Genomic DNA, 14,021 nt, shown 5'->3' on the forward strand with positions numbered 1-14,021 from the left:
GTGGAGGTTCAGGCGTGGTCGCCTTGGCCCTTGGTCTGGGGCTTCGGCGTGGGGTCGGAGGCGTACCGCCCGCGGCAGGCCTCAGCGGGGTTGGCGGTGATCCAGTGCTCATCGCATGCCTTGTGCACGGGCTCACCGGAGTGCGAGCGCATGGGCGTGGGCTGGTCGCACAGCGTGCAGGCGAGGTCCTGCCAGCGGTCGAAGTGCTGGCCGTCGCGCCAGACCAGCAGCTCACCGGGAGCCGGGATCAGGCCCGGCTCGAACGGCGGCTTCTCCTTCTTCGTGCGTCCCTTGCGGGTCACGGCCGGAAGGCGAGCAACTGCTGGAACACGCAGTCCAGCAGACCCTCGGTCGGCTTCCATGACCCGAGTTGGCCGGTGGCGGGGACGGGCAGCGGCAGCTCCTGGACGTCCTGGAGGACCAGGTGCCACATGCCGGCCTGCGCCCACGGCGTGCAGGGCTCGGAGCCCTCGGGGTCCTGATGGCAGTCGACCAGGCACGCAATGCCGATCACGGCTCCGGTGGCCAGCTCGCGGCCGCGGATCGTGCGGGCGATCAGCGGGACGCGCAGGGCGGCCCGGTCGATCCGCTGGCTCGCGTGCAGGAGCATCCAGCCACGCCAGCTCCAGGGCTGTGGGCGGTTCTCGATGCCCTTGGCGCCGGTCAGGATGCAGGTGGCGTGGGGCTGCTGGACGCTGATGCCGCGGACCCAGTCGCCCTCGGGCAGGGTCGTGATGCTCATGCCGCCCGCCTCCATGCGGCCGTTCCCGGGCGTCCGGCGCGGCGGCCGTTGATGGACGGCACCGTGGTGTGCGCGGGCGAGGCGACAGTGGCGCGGCCCGAGTCCTTGCCGTCGTACAGGGCCGCGTCCGCGGCCCGCTGCAGAACGGTCAGGTCGCGGGAGCCGACCGTGGGTGGGGTCGCGGCGCCGACCGAGGCGGCCACGTCGACGATGCGGTCGTCCTCGAGGACGACCGGGGTGTGCAGCATGCGGACCAGTTGCGCGAGGCGCTGCTCCAGGCGGGCGGCGGGCAGCTCCAGGACGACGGCGAACTCATCGCCGCCGAGGCGGCCGACGGAGGCGCGCGGGCCCGCCCACGCAGCGAGCCGCGCGGCGGTCGCGGTCAGGACGGCGTCCCCGGCCGGTTGCCCGAAGTCGTCGTTCACAGCCTTGAAGTGGTTTTCCCGAACTACCGCTAGCGGCGGCATCCAGCGAGTTCGTGCCTGTCCACGTTCGACTGCGCCGGGTCGGCAGCCGGGAAAAGCCGTTTCCCGTGTGATCTTCGAATGGCAGGATCCAGGCATGACGCTGGATCCGCTGATAGCTCGTGCTCATGCGCTGTGGCAGGACTTGGCCGACGCGCCCGTGGAGTTCGGACGCTCCGCCGCCAGCGTGATCGTCTCGCCAAGATCGCAACTGTGTCCGCCCGCGTGGTGTGGGGTCGTGGTCCTGGGCGGAGCAGGGATCGTCACGGTGCCGACGGCCGAGGTTGCCGTCCAGCTGCGCAAAGTCGTTGCTGAGGTGCCCCCTGCGGCCCTTGTCGAGACGGATGTACTCCGGGCCCAACTGCCCGTCGCCGATGTACTGGGTCCGGCCGCCCTCGCGTATTTGTCCGGCGCGCATTTCCGTCCCATGTCCACAGACCGGACGGTGACGCGTGTGCCTGCGGGGCACCCGGGCCTGCTGGCTTTGCTGACGAAGGTGGGGCAAGAAGACGCTGGCGAAAGCGGTCTGGATGAGATCTCCTCGCCTGCCTTCCTCGTCCTTGAAGGTGTCGAGGTCGTGGCCGCAGCGGGATATCAGGCTTGGCCAGGACGGACAGCGCATCTGTCCGTCCTGACAGAGCCGGAGCATCGCAGTCGTGGGTTGGCCAAGACGGTGGCCTCCGCAGCAGTGGCGCACGCTCTCGACGCGGGCCTCATGCCGCAATGGAGAGCTCGGCCGGAATCGTCCCGACGGGTTGCTCACGCGCTCGGGTTTCAGGAGGTAGGGGCCCAGTTGAGCATTCGGCTCGACGATGGCGGAGGTTGAGCAGGGGTAGGTGGGTGCGGGCATGATGGTGCTCTCCATTCCGGTGGAGGGCGGGGTGCGGCGTGCTGTGGAAGGTGGGCCGCGCCCCGCGTGCTGTCAGGCTTTTCTGATCTGCGGGATTCCGAGATCAGCGATTCGGGTTGTGGACTGGTTTCGGGTCCGGTCCATGGCAGTGAGCTTGTTGCGGGCGGCTTCGAGGCTGACCCGGAGGCCTTCTTCCTCTCCGAGCCAGCCGTTGAGCTTGGCTTCCGCGATGCGCTCGGTCAGGCTGCGGATGATCTCGATCAGCCGGGCCCGTTGAGCGGGGTCGACTCGCAGCATGGGGCAGCGGATGCAGGCGTGTTCGTGCTTGCAGGGTGTCCCGTAGGGCCGTCCGCAGGTGCCGAGTTCGAGCTTCCGCAACGCGAAGTGCTGCTGGAACTCGCGCCATTCGTCGTCCGTCGGGTCGCGGTATTCCGCGGCGGGCCGCAGGGACCGCCGCTGGTCGAGGAACGAGCGGTAGGAACGGATCAGGTCTTCCTGGAAGACCGCCAGGTAGGCCTGGGTGGTGGACAGGTCCTCGTGCCCCAGCAGCCGGGCGGCGATGTGGACCGGAAGGCCGCCGGTGACCGCTTCGGTGGCGAACATCCGGCGGAAGTCGTGAGGGGTGAACTTCAGCGGCTCGCCCGCGACGTCCCGCAGGCCGGTCCGGGCCAAGGTGGCGTCCAACAGGTTCTGGACCGTCGTGTGGGACATCACCTCGTTGCGGTGGCCTCGCGTCCGGCGCTGGAACAGGTGCGGCAGTATCGGGCCGAAGGTCCGTTCATGAGGGTCGTATTGGCTGGTGAGAGGGATCGTCCCGCCGTTGGCCTTGCGCAGACGGGTGATGATCGTGGCCAGGACGCTTGCCAGCTCTGGGCTGATCAGCAGCAGCCTTTCCTCGTTGCTCTTCGACGGCACGATCTGCAGCAGGGGAACGAGTTCACCGGTGTCGGCAAGCCGATAGGACACGAGAGCAAGGTGGGTGATCTCCAACAGTTCCTCGCGGCGGATCCCGGTGTGCCGGAGTGTCTCGATCACCGCCCAGGACCAGAACGCGTCGTCTTCGGTCTGGGACAGATCGCTCTTCTCGCCGGTGGCCAGGTTCTCGACCATCACCGCCTCCGGCCGGGAGCGGCTCGTGTTCCTTGCCCACGTCTTGTAGATGAACCGCAGGTAGGGGACACCGTCGTGCTCGAACCGCTCCCCGATAGGGACGGCTCGCGCCGTGGCCAACAGTGCTTCCTGGCCGGCGCGGTGCCGTTCAGCCGCGTCGACCAGCACGGGCAGGTGCGGAGCCGTTCCCGGACGCGTTGGTGCATGTTGGCCCGGGTGCGGCGCCGGTGTTTCTGCATCCCATCGGTGTCACCGTGCCGCACCGGGCTGGGAACGGCATGAGGTGCCCAGCTCGGGTCCTCCAGAGCCCATTCCTGGATGTCGAGATAGAAGCTGCGGACCTGGACCAGGAGGTTGAGGTAGTTCTTGCGCGGGCGGGCTGGTCCGTCCGTTTGGTGACGTACTTCATCCGCTCCTTCCAGGCCATGGCCACCTCCTCCGGCAAGTGGAGGCTGTCGACCTCGGGGTGATGGGCTTCGATGTCGGCCCAGAAGGTGGAGACGAGGTGGATGATCAGGTGCTGGAAGGTCACGTAGTCCAGGCTTGGCCGGCGCTCTTCGAGATAGCGGACCAGCGCGTCCCGGACAGGCTTGCAGCGCAGCTGATAGCGGTCGACCAGCTCAGCGGTGGGCCGTTGTCCCTGGTGCTGAAAGGCCTTGAAGGAGACGGTTTTGGGCAGGATGCCGATGCCGCGCAGCAGGTCCCATGCCGGGTAGATGCCGTGCGGGAGGAGTCCGTTCTTCGCCAAGCCCCAGTGTCGGAAGTCCTCGAAGTCCTCGGGAGTGAGCTGATCCGGTCCGCGGCCGGTGTGCAGCACCAGTTTCGACAGCACGTTCATGCCCTCGATGAGGCGCCGTTCGACCATGCCGTCGTTCTGGGCCTGCTTCAGGATGCGGTTGAAGACCTCGGGATGGATCGAGCGCCACACATCCCGGAACAAGGTGAGCGAGCTATATGCGGCGAGGAAGCCGTGGCTGGGCAGGATCACCTGGTTCAGCAGCAGGCTGGCGATGCCGGCGACGTTCGTAGCCCGTCGATGCACCACTCCGGCGGTGGAGTCGGCGGGGACCGTGCTGAGCCAGCCCAGGTCGGCGTCCGCGTGGGAGGCCAGCCAGCGTTCCTGCCATCCCTGGCCCGGATGAGACGCCAGCCAGTCGAGGATGATGGGAACCCCGCGCCGCAGATCACGCTTGCGCTTGTCGGTGTAGCCCATCCGCTCCGCATGCTGGACAGCTGCGGCCAGCACCTCCCTGGGCGGACTCTGATCCAGCAGGCCCACCCGCGACTCAGGCGCTGCGAACGCTCCTCCCACTGACGACGTCCGCGGCGGCGGGACAGCCGCGACGGTCGTGAGGTCCGGCGTCACAGCGCGACACCTCCCAGCAGGACGGCCAGATCGTCTGCGTCGTAGCCGACGGCCACCGGCTTCGGCACCGCGGCAGCCTCCTTGCGGTCCGCCAGATACCGATGGACGCGCCGCAGGACCTCCTCGTCGTCCTCAACGAGGTAGACCTGAGTGGTGGCCAGGTGGGCGTGTCCGAGGATGACCTGCACGTCCCTCAGGGACAGCTTCTGCGACCGGACCATGCGCAGGGCACTGGTGTGTCGCAGGTCGTGCATGGTCCAGTTCGTGCCGAGCATGTCGTTCGCCCGGCGCAGCACCGCCCGCAGAGCGTCGTAGTTCAGCGGCCGCCGCGTCAGGTCCTCACCCGGTTTCGTCCGGCGCCGCAGGGTCCACCAGACCGGATCATTCGGACTAAGGTCCTTGAGTTCGACAAGGTAGAGGCGCAGCCAGATGAACGACTCCGCACTGGCAGGCAGCCACTGCTGGGCGCCCGTGCCCTTGCGCCGGACCTGGACCAGCTGGTCGCCCCAGTCGACGTCAGCGGCTCGGATGCCGAGCAGTTCGCTGGCCCGGGCCGCCGTACTCACGGCGAGCGCCAGGATCGCCCGGTCCCGGTTGGACCGCATCGCCGCGAAGAGGTCGACCCAGCGTTCATCCGGCATGGCCCGTGGCCGCTGCCTGGGCACTTTGGGGTTGTAGCGGAGTGAGCCCTCCGGCCGGAACGAATCCAGCGGGTTGTGATGGACGTTCGCCCGACCGCGACGGCCACGGTCCCGGCGCACCGGGTTGGCCAGTGGCCCATCCCCGGCGTCGATGACGAACTCGTAGTACGGCTGTCCTGCTCCATCTACGTCTGGGCGCAGGTCACCAAAGGCGAGCAGCGATACGCCCCCTGCCCACCCGGAGCGCGAAGCGACCCCGGGCGGCACTACCTCACACGCGGGTGCAGTACGGGCTACGCGGCCCTCAGAAACACGCTCGACACCCACGCCGAACACTTGTCCGTAGCGATCGACGCCGGTGTCACTGAGCACTTCAGTTGGCGCCGCTCGCCAGATCAAGCGCTCAGTCTGCGACACCCTCCAGCGGAAGGTGGTCTCGGTAGTACTCCGATTCCAGCCACTCCTCCTTCACGAAGAGCGGACGCGTAAGCCACGCTTCCCCGACCCGCTGTGAGCGCAGAAGACTCGGTGAGAAATGGGTTCTGGCACAGATCTTGGGGAGCGGTCGCGGAGCGTCACGCCGGTGTTCGATCGCGGTATCGCCGCCACCGCGTGCTGATCTCGCGCCGTCGAGGGTTAGTAGCTCGGTCATAGCCCGGATGGTGTAGCCGATCGAGATGCGCGTCGGAGGAGGAGCCATGGTGGATACATGGCAGACGACACATCTCCTCCGCGCCGTGGAACTGTGACCGATTGGATCAGTTTGGTGGTTGCCGCGATTGCACTACTCGTGTCGTGGCTGAGCTGGAACGAGTCGCGCGGCGCCAATCACGAGGCGCAGAAGGCAAACAGGGAGACGCAGAAGGCAAACATCGAGACGCAGCGGCTGGTGAAAAGGGAACAGGCGCTCAAGGTCGACTTCATCCTGGAACAGAAGAGGGACGGGGAGGTGCTAAGCATTGCCAACCGCTCGCCCTCCCTCATCCAGAACGTCTCCCTCACCTCCGCGGATGGCTCTTACATCGACGTAGAAGCCGTGGCAGCTTGCACCATCTGGTGGGTGTCGCCACTCAGTGTGACGAATTCGGACGGTGAGACCGTCACGCTCCAAAGACCAATCCGGCTCGACTTCACTGATGCCCAGGATCCACCGGGACGTTGGACGATCACGGGCGCCGGACTCAGGAGTCAGGTCTCTGAGCCCAACCAGAAAAGAGATGTCAAAGCCGATTTCGGAGCTCAGATCAACTTCAATCGCCTGGAGCAATGCGGCTGAACCATGGGCGTCGGACCAGCCCGCCGGGTCCGGCGAACCCCCAGCTCGATGATTCCTGCGCGAGCCCCGACACCGTCACCGCCTTCGAAGAGGCCGTGGCCGCCATTCCCCACGTGCTCCAGGCGCAGCGTCTCTTTGGCGAACCCGACTACCTCCTGCGGGTCGCAACGGCCGACCTGGCCGCATTCCAGGAGCTGTATGACCAGCGGCTCGCCCGGCTGCCCGGGGTCCAGCGCCTAACTTCCACCCTCGTCATGAAGAACGTCATCGATGACCGGCCCCTGCCAGAGAGCTAACCCTCGTCGAACTGTTGCGCGGACTGCCAGCTAGCTAGGCCGTGTATCGAAAGTGGATCTCGAGTTGTGGATGATCACGGTTCATGGGGCGGGGAGATCTCACGGATGAACAGTGGGCGGTGTTGGAGCCGTTGTTGCCGAAGGGGATGAAGGCGGGGCGGCCGCCCGTCTGGCACTGAGCCACCAGCAGCGCGCCCAGATCGAGTGGCGCATCCGCGCGGCCATCGACCGGTTACTGGCCGGGCAGATCCCGCCCGGCGGCGCCTGTAACGTCTAGACGCTCGCCCGCGAGGCGGGCATCTCCCGCGCATCCCTCTACCGGACCTGGGGCCACCTCAAGGACGAGTTCGAGCAACGCCGAGCCGCTGCCTGGGCCGCCGGACATCAGCCCGATCCCCGCGAAGCACGGATCGCGCGGCTACGGGACCTCAACCAGCAGCTCACCAGCAAACTCGCCCGCACGCAAACCGAATTCAAACAGCTCCAGGAGCGTCACCAGGTGCTGCTGTCCATCCCGGCAGCCAAAGACGACGAGCTCCAGCGCCTCCGCCGCGAGCTGAGCACGCTCAGCCGCGAGTCCTTGGCGCTGATCCCTGGCGAAGGGCAGAGAGACGGCGCCAGGAGCGTCGTTCCCCTGCCTCGCCGCTGAGTATCTGGACTAGCTATATAGGACCTGACGCCGGTATCGGCTGTGGTATCGGCAGGTGAGGCGCTGGGAAGGGAACTGGTGGAGTGTGGGCGCCGGGGCAGCGGATGGTCAACGCGTACGGACCGACGGAGACGCCGATGTCCCAAGCGTTGGGTAGAGGCGGAACTGCTGATCGGTATGGTTTTCATAGCGCCCACGTCGGCCTTACTCGTGAGCCGGCTCGCCGATCAGGAGCGCCACCAGCCGAGGGCCAGACCTGTGCTGCGGCGTATGCGGAGGCAGGAGGACGAGTGAGTCGTGGTGCGACGTTTCACGGATGCGGGGTAGCCGTGCGTCTGTGAGGTGCCCTACCGCGGTTCGGGGAACGGGTCTCGGCGACTTCTGCGGATGAGCAGGGGCCGGATCTGTGCGGCGGCGAGACCGGGTCGGAGCTGCTGCCCCACACCCCTTCTCGCCGCCGATTACCCCGCACCGCTTCCCGCTGCCAGCCCCCGTCCGTGCCTTCCGAGTCCTCTCAAGAGGACCTGCCTGGACGGGGCATCGTCGCCTGTGCCTGTGCGGGCAGCCCGAGCCCACGAGCCTGGCGGATCCGCCCGAGCAGCTCGCGCTCCACCGGGCGCTACTCGGTGCGCAGCACCGTGGCCGTACGTGCCCTGGCGGCCCAGCCCGCCGGGATCAGCGCGCCCAGCATCGCGATCACGACGCCGCCGAGCCCCAGCAGGAGCAGCCGGTATGGTCCGTACACATCGAGGACAAGCGACGGCAGGCTGGTGCCCACAGCACTCCCCATCACCGGCATGACGACGTGGTGCAGCGCGTACCCCGCGGGCACGCCGATTAGCCCGCCGAACACGCCGATCACGGTCACCGAGGCGAGCACGAGGCTCAGGGTCTGCCGCGGCGACATGCCGATCGCCTTGCAGACACCCAGGTCGTGGATGCGTTCCTGGGTGTCGAGGACCACGGAGTTGAGCACGGCGAGACCGGCCACGATGATCAGCATGAGGGTGAGCAGCACCGCCATCGCGGCCATGATGAGGATGACGCCGTCCTGCCCGGACTCGGAGCCGGTCGTGGCGTCACCTCCCAGCGGCTGTACGACCGCGGCGACCTTCTGGGCGTACTCGTCGGCGGAGACGCCGGACTTCGTTTCGACGAGGAAGGTACTGGGCTCGGCCGACTTGAAGTCGGCCATGTCCGCGTGGATCTCCAGCTGGCTGCCCGACGTGTCGAAGGACTCGCCCACGATCCGCAGGTTCACGGTCTCCTTCTCGTAGGTCACCCGCACCGTGTCACCGAGCTTGGTGCTGGTCCTTTCCAGGAAGCGCGAGGGCACTACGACCTGTCCCTTGCCGGTGATCCAGTGCCCGGAGAGCATCTCGTAGCTGCCGGCGCGCGAATCGCCCTCGTAGAGGCTGGCCTGGATCGATCCTGAGATCCCGGCCACGGCGACCTCGGTCTGGGCCTTGCCGTAGTACGACTCTGTGCCCGGCTGCGACGTGACGGCGGACCGCACCTTCGCCGGGTCGGCGACCTTGGGCTTCTTGGACGTGCTCGCCGCGCTGTTCTCCACGGGAGGCGGGCCCGACTCGCTGCCGCCGGGGGGAGGCGGATCTCCCGCGTCGCCCCCCACAGGAGGAGGCGGCGGGGGAGCGACTTCGATCGCCTTGGTCGTCGTGACCGTGACCGCAGCACGGTTCTCGGGGTCCTGCGAGGTGCCGATCGCGTTCAGGGACGAGGTAAGACCCACCGCGAACGTCGCCGCGACCGTGCCGAACGCCACCGCGAGCAGCATCGCGAGGGTACGTACCGGATGCGTGAAGGGGGTGGCGAGACCGTAGGTCACCGGTCGCGGCAGCGGCAGCATCCCCATCGCCCGGTGCGCCCACTGGCCGCGCCCCGTGCGCGGCGCCCGGCCGACCGCGATGGCCTCGACCGTCCGCAGTCTTCCGGCCCGCAGCGCGGGAATCAGCGCCGCGAGCCCCACGACGCCCAGGGCTACGGCCGGCACGGCGACATCCACCCACCAGGCCACCGAGAGCGAGACGCCGCCGTACACCGACTCGGTGTCGGACAGCAGTGGCGCTGCCAGGAGGTTGCCCAGGGCGACACCCAGGGCGATGCCGGCGACGGCCGGGATCAGCGCCTGGGCTACGTAGGCGCGTACGACCTCGCGCGGAGTGAAGCCGATGGCCTTTAGGATGCCGATCCTGCGCAGGCTGGTGCCGACCGCGCCACTGATCACACTGCTGACGATGATCACCGACATCACGATGCCGAGCGCGCCGAAAGCCATCACGAACGGGACGGTCGCCGCCGCACCCTGATCAGCGGCGCGCTTGGTGTCCAGCCAGGATTGGGTACCCAGCAGCGCCCCGGGCCCCACGGAGGCGGCGAGCTTCTTCCGGTCGGCGAGGATCTGCTGCTTCGTGCTCGCGGAGTCGAAGCGGTAGAGCATCTGACTCGCGACCGGGTTGCCCTTCGACGCCAGCGCGTCGACCTGCGCGGGGGCCGCCCAGGCGTCGGCGGTCTTGCTGGCGGAGACGGCGAAGCCGACGATTGAAAGGGTCGGGGCGTCCTTGGCGTCCGACGTCTTCATGGGGGTGCCGATCCCGATGGCGGGCCCCTCGAACGACGCGTCGAGCACGATCTCGCCCGGCTTCTGCGTCCACCGGCCCGACTTCAGATCCACCCGGTCCACGGCGCCGTCAGGGCCGGACCGCCCGACCAGGGTCAGTGTCGGCAGTTGGAAGCCCGCCCGGTCCACCGGACGGACCGACGTGGACGGGTACGGTCCCGCGCTCGCGGCGACGCCGGGCAGCTTCCCGCTCTTCGCCAGCTCCGCCGCACTCGCCTTGGCCGGATCGAACTGCGCGGTGATGTGCGAACCCCGCTGCTTCTTGAAGGCGTTGTCGAAGGGAGCGGCCGCAGCGACCATCAGCGACCCTGCGACCACGGCCGAGGCCACGGCCATCATCGTGGCCACGGCGATCACCACGGTCTGCACCCGCCGCCTGCCGACGCCGGAGCGTACGATCCGGCCCAGCGCGCCAGTACCGAACAGGCTCATCGGACGGCCTGCGCGTACGTGTCGAGGGCGAGGTGACCATCGACCAGGTGGATCGTGCGGCTCGCGCACGCCTCCGCGAGGGACAGGTCGTGCGTCACCAGGACGATCGTCTGTCCTGCGCGGTGCAGATCAAGGAGCAGGTTGCGGACGTCGTGGCCCGAGGCGGTGTCGAGCGCACCGGTCGGCTCGTCGGCGAGCAGCAGCGCGGGCCGGTTGACCAACGCCCTGGCGACACCGACCCGCTGGCGTTCACCTCCAGACAGTCGGCCAGGGTATGCGCGGGCATGGTTCTGGATGCCCAGCATCTCCATGAGCTCACCCGCGCGGGCCGCGGCCTTGCGCCGACTGGTCCCGGTCAGCTGGGCCGGGAGTTGGATGTTGTCGGTGACGGTGAGGTCGTCGAGAAGGTTGAAGAACTGGAAGGCCATGCCGACGTGTTCGCGACGGAACTTGGCGAGGGCGTGCTCGCTCAACTGGTCGATCCGTCGCCCGGCCACGATCACGGCGCCGTCGGTCGGCTTGTCCAGGCCGGCGACGAGGTTCAGCAGCGTGGACTTGCCGCTGCCGGAAGGACCCGTCACGGCAAGGGCCTCGCCCTTGGCGACGCTGAGCGTGAGCGGTCCGAGCGCCAGCGCACCGGCGCTGTCGTAGCGCTTCGCCACACCCTCCAGTTCGATCACTTGATGCATATGAGTCGTCCGTCCTTGCGGTCGCGAGAGGCACACGCCGTTGCCGGTCCTGCGAACCTAGAGGTGCCGCGTATGGGGCGCGTCGGCCGCGGAACCAACATCAGGCCCTTCCTGCGGAGGATTCGGCCGCGGAGTCATACCTGAGAAGTAGGCCTCTGGGGCAATGCCCTGGCCAGACAGGCGGACGCGGGCCCAGCGGAGAGCGCAGCACAATGCACGGATGGAGACGGAAGACCGGCGCAGCCGGCATCAGCAACTCATCGACGCGCTACGCCCGGAGGCGAAGGCCGCCCCGCTGTCCCGGCGAGCGGTGCGCGCCGATGTGGTGCTGGCGTTCGTACTGACCGTCATGGCCCTGGCCGTGGCGGTGCGCTATCCCGGCGACGGGCCGGTGAACAGCAGCCCCCCTGCGGTAGACGTCGGGACAGGGGTCCCGGCCCCGCCCTCGCCGCCCGACCCTGGCCAGGTGCCCGTGGAGGAAGAACCCTCCTCCGTACCCTGGGCCCTGGTCGTCCTGTCGACGCTGCCGCTGGCAGCCCGGCGCCGGTATCCACTGACCTTGTTCATGGTGGTGCTGGGCGCAGCACTGGCCATCGGCAGCTCCGCCTCCTGGATCACCGTCCTGGCCTGTGTCATCGGCGCCTACAGCGCCGTCGTATACAGCCGTTACCGGATAACGGCAATCGCCCTCCTGGTGATCGCCGCCGCGCTGTCCGGTTTCGCTTTCCGCAACGCGGAACCTGTGCTCCCCGGATGGTCCAGCCCGGGATTCGTGCTCCTGGTGGCAGGGATGCTGGCCAGCCTCGTCCGCTTTCTGCAACTTCGGCTGGCGTCCAGCCGGGACCGGGTGACAGAACTGCAGGCCGCTCAGGAGGAGGCCACGCGCCGCGCCGTCGAGGAGGAGCGTGCCCGCATTGCCTCCGAACTGCACGACGTTGTGACCCACAATGTGAGCGTGATGGTGATCCAGGCTGGCGCGGCCCGCAAAGTGATGGACATGGCGCCCGAGCAGTCGAAGGAGGCACTGCTGGCCGTCGAGGCGGGCGGTCGGGCCGCCATGGCCGAACTCCGCCACGTGATGGGCCTGCTGGCCGCCCCGGACCACGAGAGGCCCGACAGCCTGGAGCCCCAGCCCGGGCTCGCACAGCTCGACGCGCTCGTCGCACGAGTACGCGCCGCCGGTACGCCCGTGAGCCTCGGGGTGTCGCTGCCGCCGGATCCGCTGCCACCGGGGGTGGAACTCGCGGCGTACCGCGTCGTACAGGAGGCGCTGACCAACACGATCAAACATGCGCGCGGCGCGCAGGCGTCCGTCGCCATTGGTTACACCGACGCCTGTCTGGAGATCGAGATCACGGACACCGGCGGCGCCAAGGAGTCCCCGCCGGTACAGAGCAACGGCCGTGGCCACATGGGGCTGCGCGAGCGGCTGGCCGTCTACAAGGGCGAGCTGACGGCCGGTCCGACAAACGCCGGCGGCTACCGGGTCACGGCCCGTATCCCGCGGAGCACCGTATGAACAAGGACCAGCCACCGCTGCGTGCCGTCATCGCCGACGACCAAGCTCTCGTACGCACCGGTTTCAAGATGATCCTGGCCGCGGACGGCATCGAAGTGACGGCCGAGGCTGCCGACGGGGCCGAGGCTGTCGCAGCGGTCCGCCGTACGCGGCCCGACGTGGTCCTCATGGACATCCGGATGCCGGAGATGGACGGCATCGAGGCCACCAGGCGCATCATCGGCGACCCTGGCCCGGACAGAACGCGGGTCATCATCCTCACCACATACGACCTCGACCACTACGTCTACGCCGCGCTCACGGCCGGCGCCAGCGGCTTCCTGCTCAAGGACGTCACCCCCGAACATCTGGTCTCCGCCTTGCGCCTGGTGCAGACCGGCGACGCTCTCCTCGCGCCCACGATCACTCGTCGGCTGATCGAGCGCTTCGCCTGTCACGACGAACCGCAGACCATCGCCCCGCACCGCGATCTGTCCGGCCTGACCCCGCGCGAGCTCGAGGTGCTCTGCCTGCTCGCGACGGGCCTCAGTAATGCCGAACTCGCCTCCCGGCTGTTCCTCAGCCCGACCACGGTCAAGAGCCACGTCGGCCGCATCCTGTCGAAGCTGGACCTGCGCGACCGCGTCCAGGCCGTCGTCTTCGCTTACGAGACGGGGCTGATCGCCCCGGGCGGGGGCGCCTAGTAGATGATCGATTCCAAGGTCAGTGGTCGTAGCCGATCAGTGACCGGATGACTGGTTGGTCGGTGTGGTGGTTGTGCCAGATCGCAGCGGTCAGAGCGAGGAGTCGTTGCGCGACGCGGACGGCTACCCCGGCAGGGTCTGGTTGACGGACTCGATCGGCTGCCGTAGCGGCTTGAACAGCGCCGCGCCGGCCCGTTCGGGTTTGCCCTTGCTTGCCGGCCTCAGCAGCCGGACGCCCAGGTCAGCGGTTCTCGACACGGACCGGCCAACTGCCCTCGGAGCCGTAGCGACCTTCGGTCTCGGCAGGATTTCCGGCGTCGCAGCGGATCACCAGGTGTGCGTCAGCCGTGATGCCGTCACCCTCAGGAGCGCATTCCGAGGCGCGACGTCGACGCCTTCCAACCGAGACACCTGAGCGGAATCCTAGCCATACCACTGTCGGCTACTGCCCCTCAAAAGCGAGACGTCGAGGAAGGCGGACACGGCATTTGCCGCGTTAACCCAGAAGTCTCCGATCGCGCTTCCGGCGCGGGTGAGTCCGAGCAGGGCGGCGAAGACGGCGGGACGATGCTGCATGCTGGTTCTCTCCTGATCTCGAAGGGGTGAGGGAGCGGGCGGCCGGCCTTTGCCGGTGCTGCGGCCGCCCGGGTTGTGCGGGCCCCGTCC

General features: G+C 68.2%; 12 protein-coding genes and 3 pseudogenes. 6 read left to right on the forward strand and 9 right to left on the reverse strand.

Annotation, left to right across the window (positions count from 1 at the left end):
• Window positions 1-8 precede the first annotated feature (8 nt).
• From ACZ7DE_RS37640 to ACZ7DE_RS37650, 3 genes are read right to left on the reverse strand one after another with little or no spacing between them, the layout of a single operon-like run.
• A complete protein-coding gene (locus tag ACZ7DE_RS37640) occupies window positions 9-302 on the reverse strand; it encodes a hypothetical protein (RefSeq protein WP_470768900.1) in 294 nt (97 codons plus the stop codon).
• Complete coding sequence (locus tag ACZ7DE_RS37645) at window positions 299-742, reverse strand: ASCH domain-containing protein (protein WP_470768901.1); 444 nt, start codon at window positions 740-742, stop codon at window positions 299-301. The genes ACZ7DE_RS37640 and ACZ7DE_RS37645 overlap by 4 nt, the downstream gene beginning before the upstream one ends.
• On the reverse strand, window positions 739-1,305 hold the full coding sequence (locus ACZ7DE_RS37650; RefSeq protein ID WP_470768902.1) for a GGDEF domain-containing protein: 567 nt from the start codon (window positions 1,303-1,305) through the stop codon (window positions 739-741). The genes ACZ7DE_RS37645 and ACZ7DE_RS37650 overlap by 4 nt, the downstream gene beginning before the upstream one ends.
• On the opposite strand from ACZ7DE_RS37650, the gene ACZ7DE_RS37655 reads away from it, so the two are divergent.
• Window positions 1,304-2,032 carry a GNAT family N-acetyltransferase gene (locus ACZ7DE_RS37655; protein WP_470768903.1) on the forward strand — a complete coding sequence of 243 codons (729 nt, stop codon included), beginning with the start codon at window positions 1,304-1,306 and terminating at the stop codon, window positions 2,030-2,032. The genes ACZ7DE_RS37650 and ACZ7DE_RS37655 overlap by 2 nt on opposite strands.
• Window positions 2,033-2,128: 96 nt before the next feature.
• On the opposite strand, the gene ACZ7DE_RS37660 is transcribed toward ACZ7DE_RS37655, so the two are convergent.
• The 3 genes from ACZ7DE_RS37660 to ACZ7DE_RS37670 are packed head-to-tail and all read right to left on the reverse strand — an operon-like array spanning window position 2,129 to window position 5,173.
• Window positions 2,129-3,286, reverse strand: coding sequence for a tyrosine-type recombinase/integrase (locus ACZ7DE_RS37660; protein WP_470768904.1), 1,158 nt, complete (start codon window positions 3,284-3,286; stop codon window positions 2,129-2,131).
• A gap of 28 nt (window positions 3,287-3,314) precedes the next feature.
• Window positions 3,315-4,532: a hypothetical protein gene (locus ACZ7DE_RS37665; RefSeq protein ID WP_470768905.1), complete on the reverse strand. Its 1,218-nt coding sequence runs from the start codon at window positions 4,530-4,532 to the stop codon at window positions 3,315-3,317.
• The gene (locus ACZ7DE_RS37670) at window positions 4,529-5,173 is read right to left on the reverse strand and encodes a site-specific integrase (RefSeq protein ID WP_470768906.1); all 645 of its coding nucleotides are present in this window, start codon (window positions 5,171-5,173) and stop codon (window positions 4,529-4,531) included. Before ACZ7DE_RS37670 ends, ACZ7DE_RS37665 begins: the two co-directional genes overlap by 4 nt.
• A 709-nt stretch (window positions 5,174-5,882) precedes the next feature.
• Between ACZ7DE_RS37670 and ACZ7DE_RS37675 the strand changes: the two genes are divergently transcribed.
• The 3 genes and pseudogenes from ACZ7DE_RS37675 to ACZ7DE_RS37685 form a co-directional block, all read left to right on the forward strand.
• On the forward strand, window positions 5,883-6,449 hold the full coding sequence (locus tag ACZ7DE_RS37675; RefSeq protein ID WP_470768907.1) for a hypothetical protein: 567 nt from the start codon (window positions 5,883-5,885) through the stop codon (window positions 6,447-6,449).
• A gap of 68 nt (window positions 6,450-6,517) precedes the next feature.
• A pseudogene (locus tag ACZ7DE_RS37680) lies at window positions 6,518-6,745 on the forward strand (Lrp/AsnC ligand binding domain-containing protein); the annotation flags it as partial.
• 83 nt (window positions 6,746-6,828) lie between these two features.
• A pseudogene (locus ACZ7DE_RS37685) lies at window positions 6,829-6,918 on the forward strand (transposase); the annotation flags it as partial.
• A 1,095-nt stretch (window positions 6,919-8,013) separates the two neighbouring features.
• Here the strand turns inward: ACZ7DE_RS37685 and ACZ7DE_RS37690 are convergent.
• A complete protein-coding gene (locus tag ACZ7DE_RS37690) occupies window positions 8,014-10,464 on the reverse strand; it encodes an ABC transporter permease (protein WP_470768908.1) in 2,451 nt (816 codons plus the stop codon).
• Entirely contained in the window at window positions 10,461-11,153 is a 693-nt protein-coding gene (locus ACZ7DE_RS37695) for an ABC transporter ATP-binding protein (protein ID WP_470768909.1), read from the reverse strand. The genes ACZ7DE_RS37690 and ACZ7DE_RS37695 overlap by 4 nt, the downstream gene beginning before the upstream one ends.
• A 220-nt stretch (window positions 11,154-11,373) precedes the next feature.
• Here ACZ7DE_RS37695 and ACZ7DE_RS37700 point away from each other — a divergent pair, with 220 nt between their 5' ends.
• Both ACZ7DE_RS37700 and ACZ7DE_RS37705 read left to right on the forward strand, forming a co-directional pair.
• Entirely contained in the window at window positions 11,374-12,672 is a 1,299-nt protein-coding gene (locus ACZ7DE_RS37700) for a sensor histidine kinase (protein ID WP_470768910.1), read from the forward strand.
• A complete protein-coding gene (locus tag ACZ7DE_RS37705; protein ID WP_470768911.1) occupies window positions 12,669-13,355 on the forward strand; it encodes a response regulator in 687 nt (228 codons plus the stop codon). The genes ACZ7DE_RS37700 and ACZ7DE_RS37705 overlap by 4 nt, the downstream gene beginning before the upstream one ends.
• Before the next feature lie 19 nt (window positions 13,356-13,374).
• On the opposite strand, the pseudogene ACZ7DE_RS37710 reads toward ACZ7DE_RS37705, so the two are convergent.
• Window positions 13,375-13,601, reverse strand: a pseudogene (locus tag ACZ7DE_RS37710) (IS982 family transposase); the annotation flags it as partial.
• Between the last annotated feature and the right edge of the window lie 420 nt (window positions 13,602-14,021).

The organism is Streptomyces sp. NPDC037083 (genome assembly GCF_055606485.1).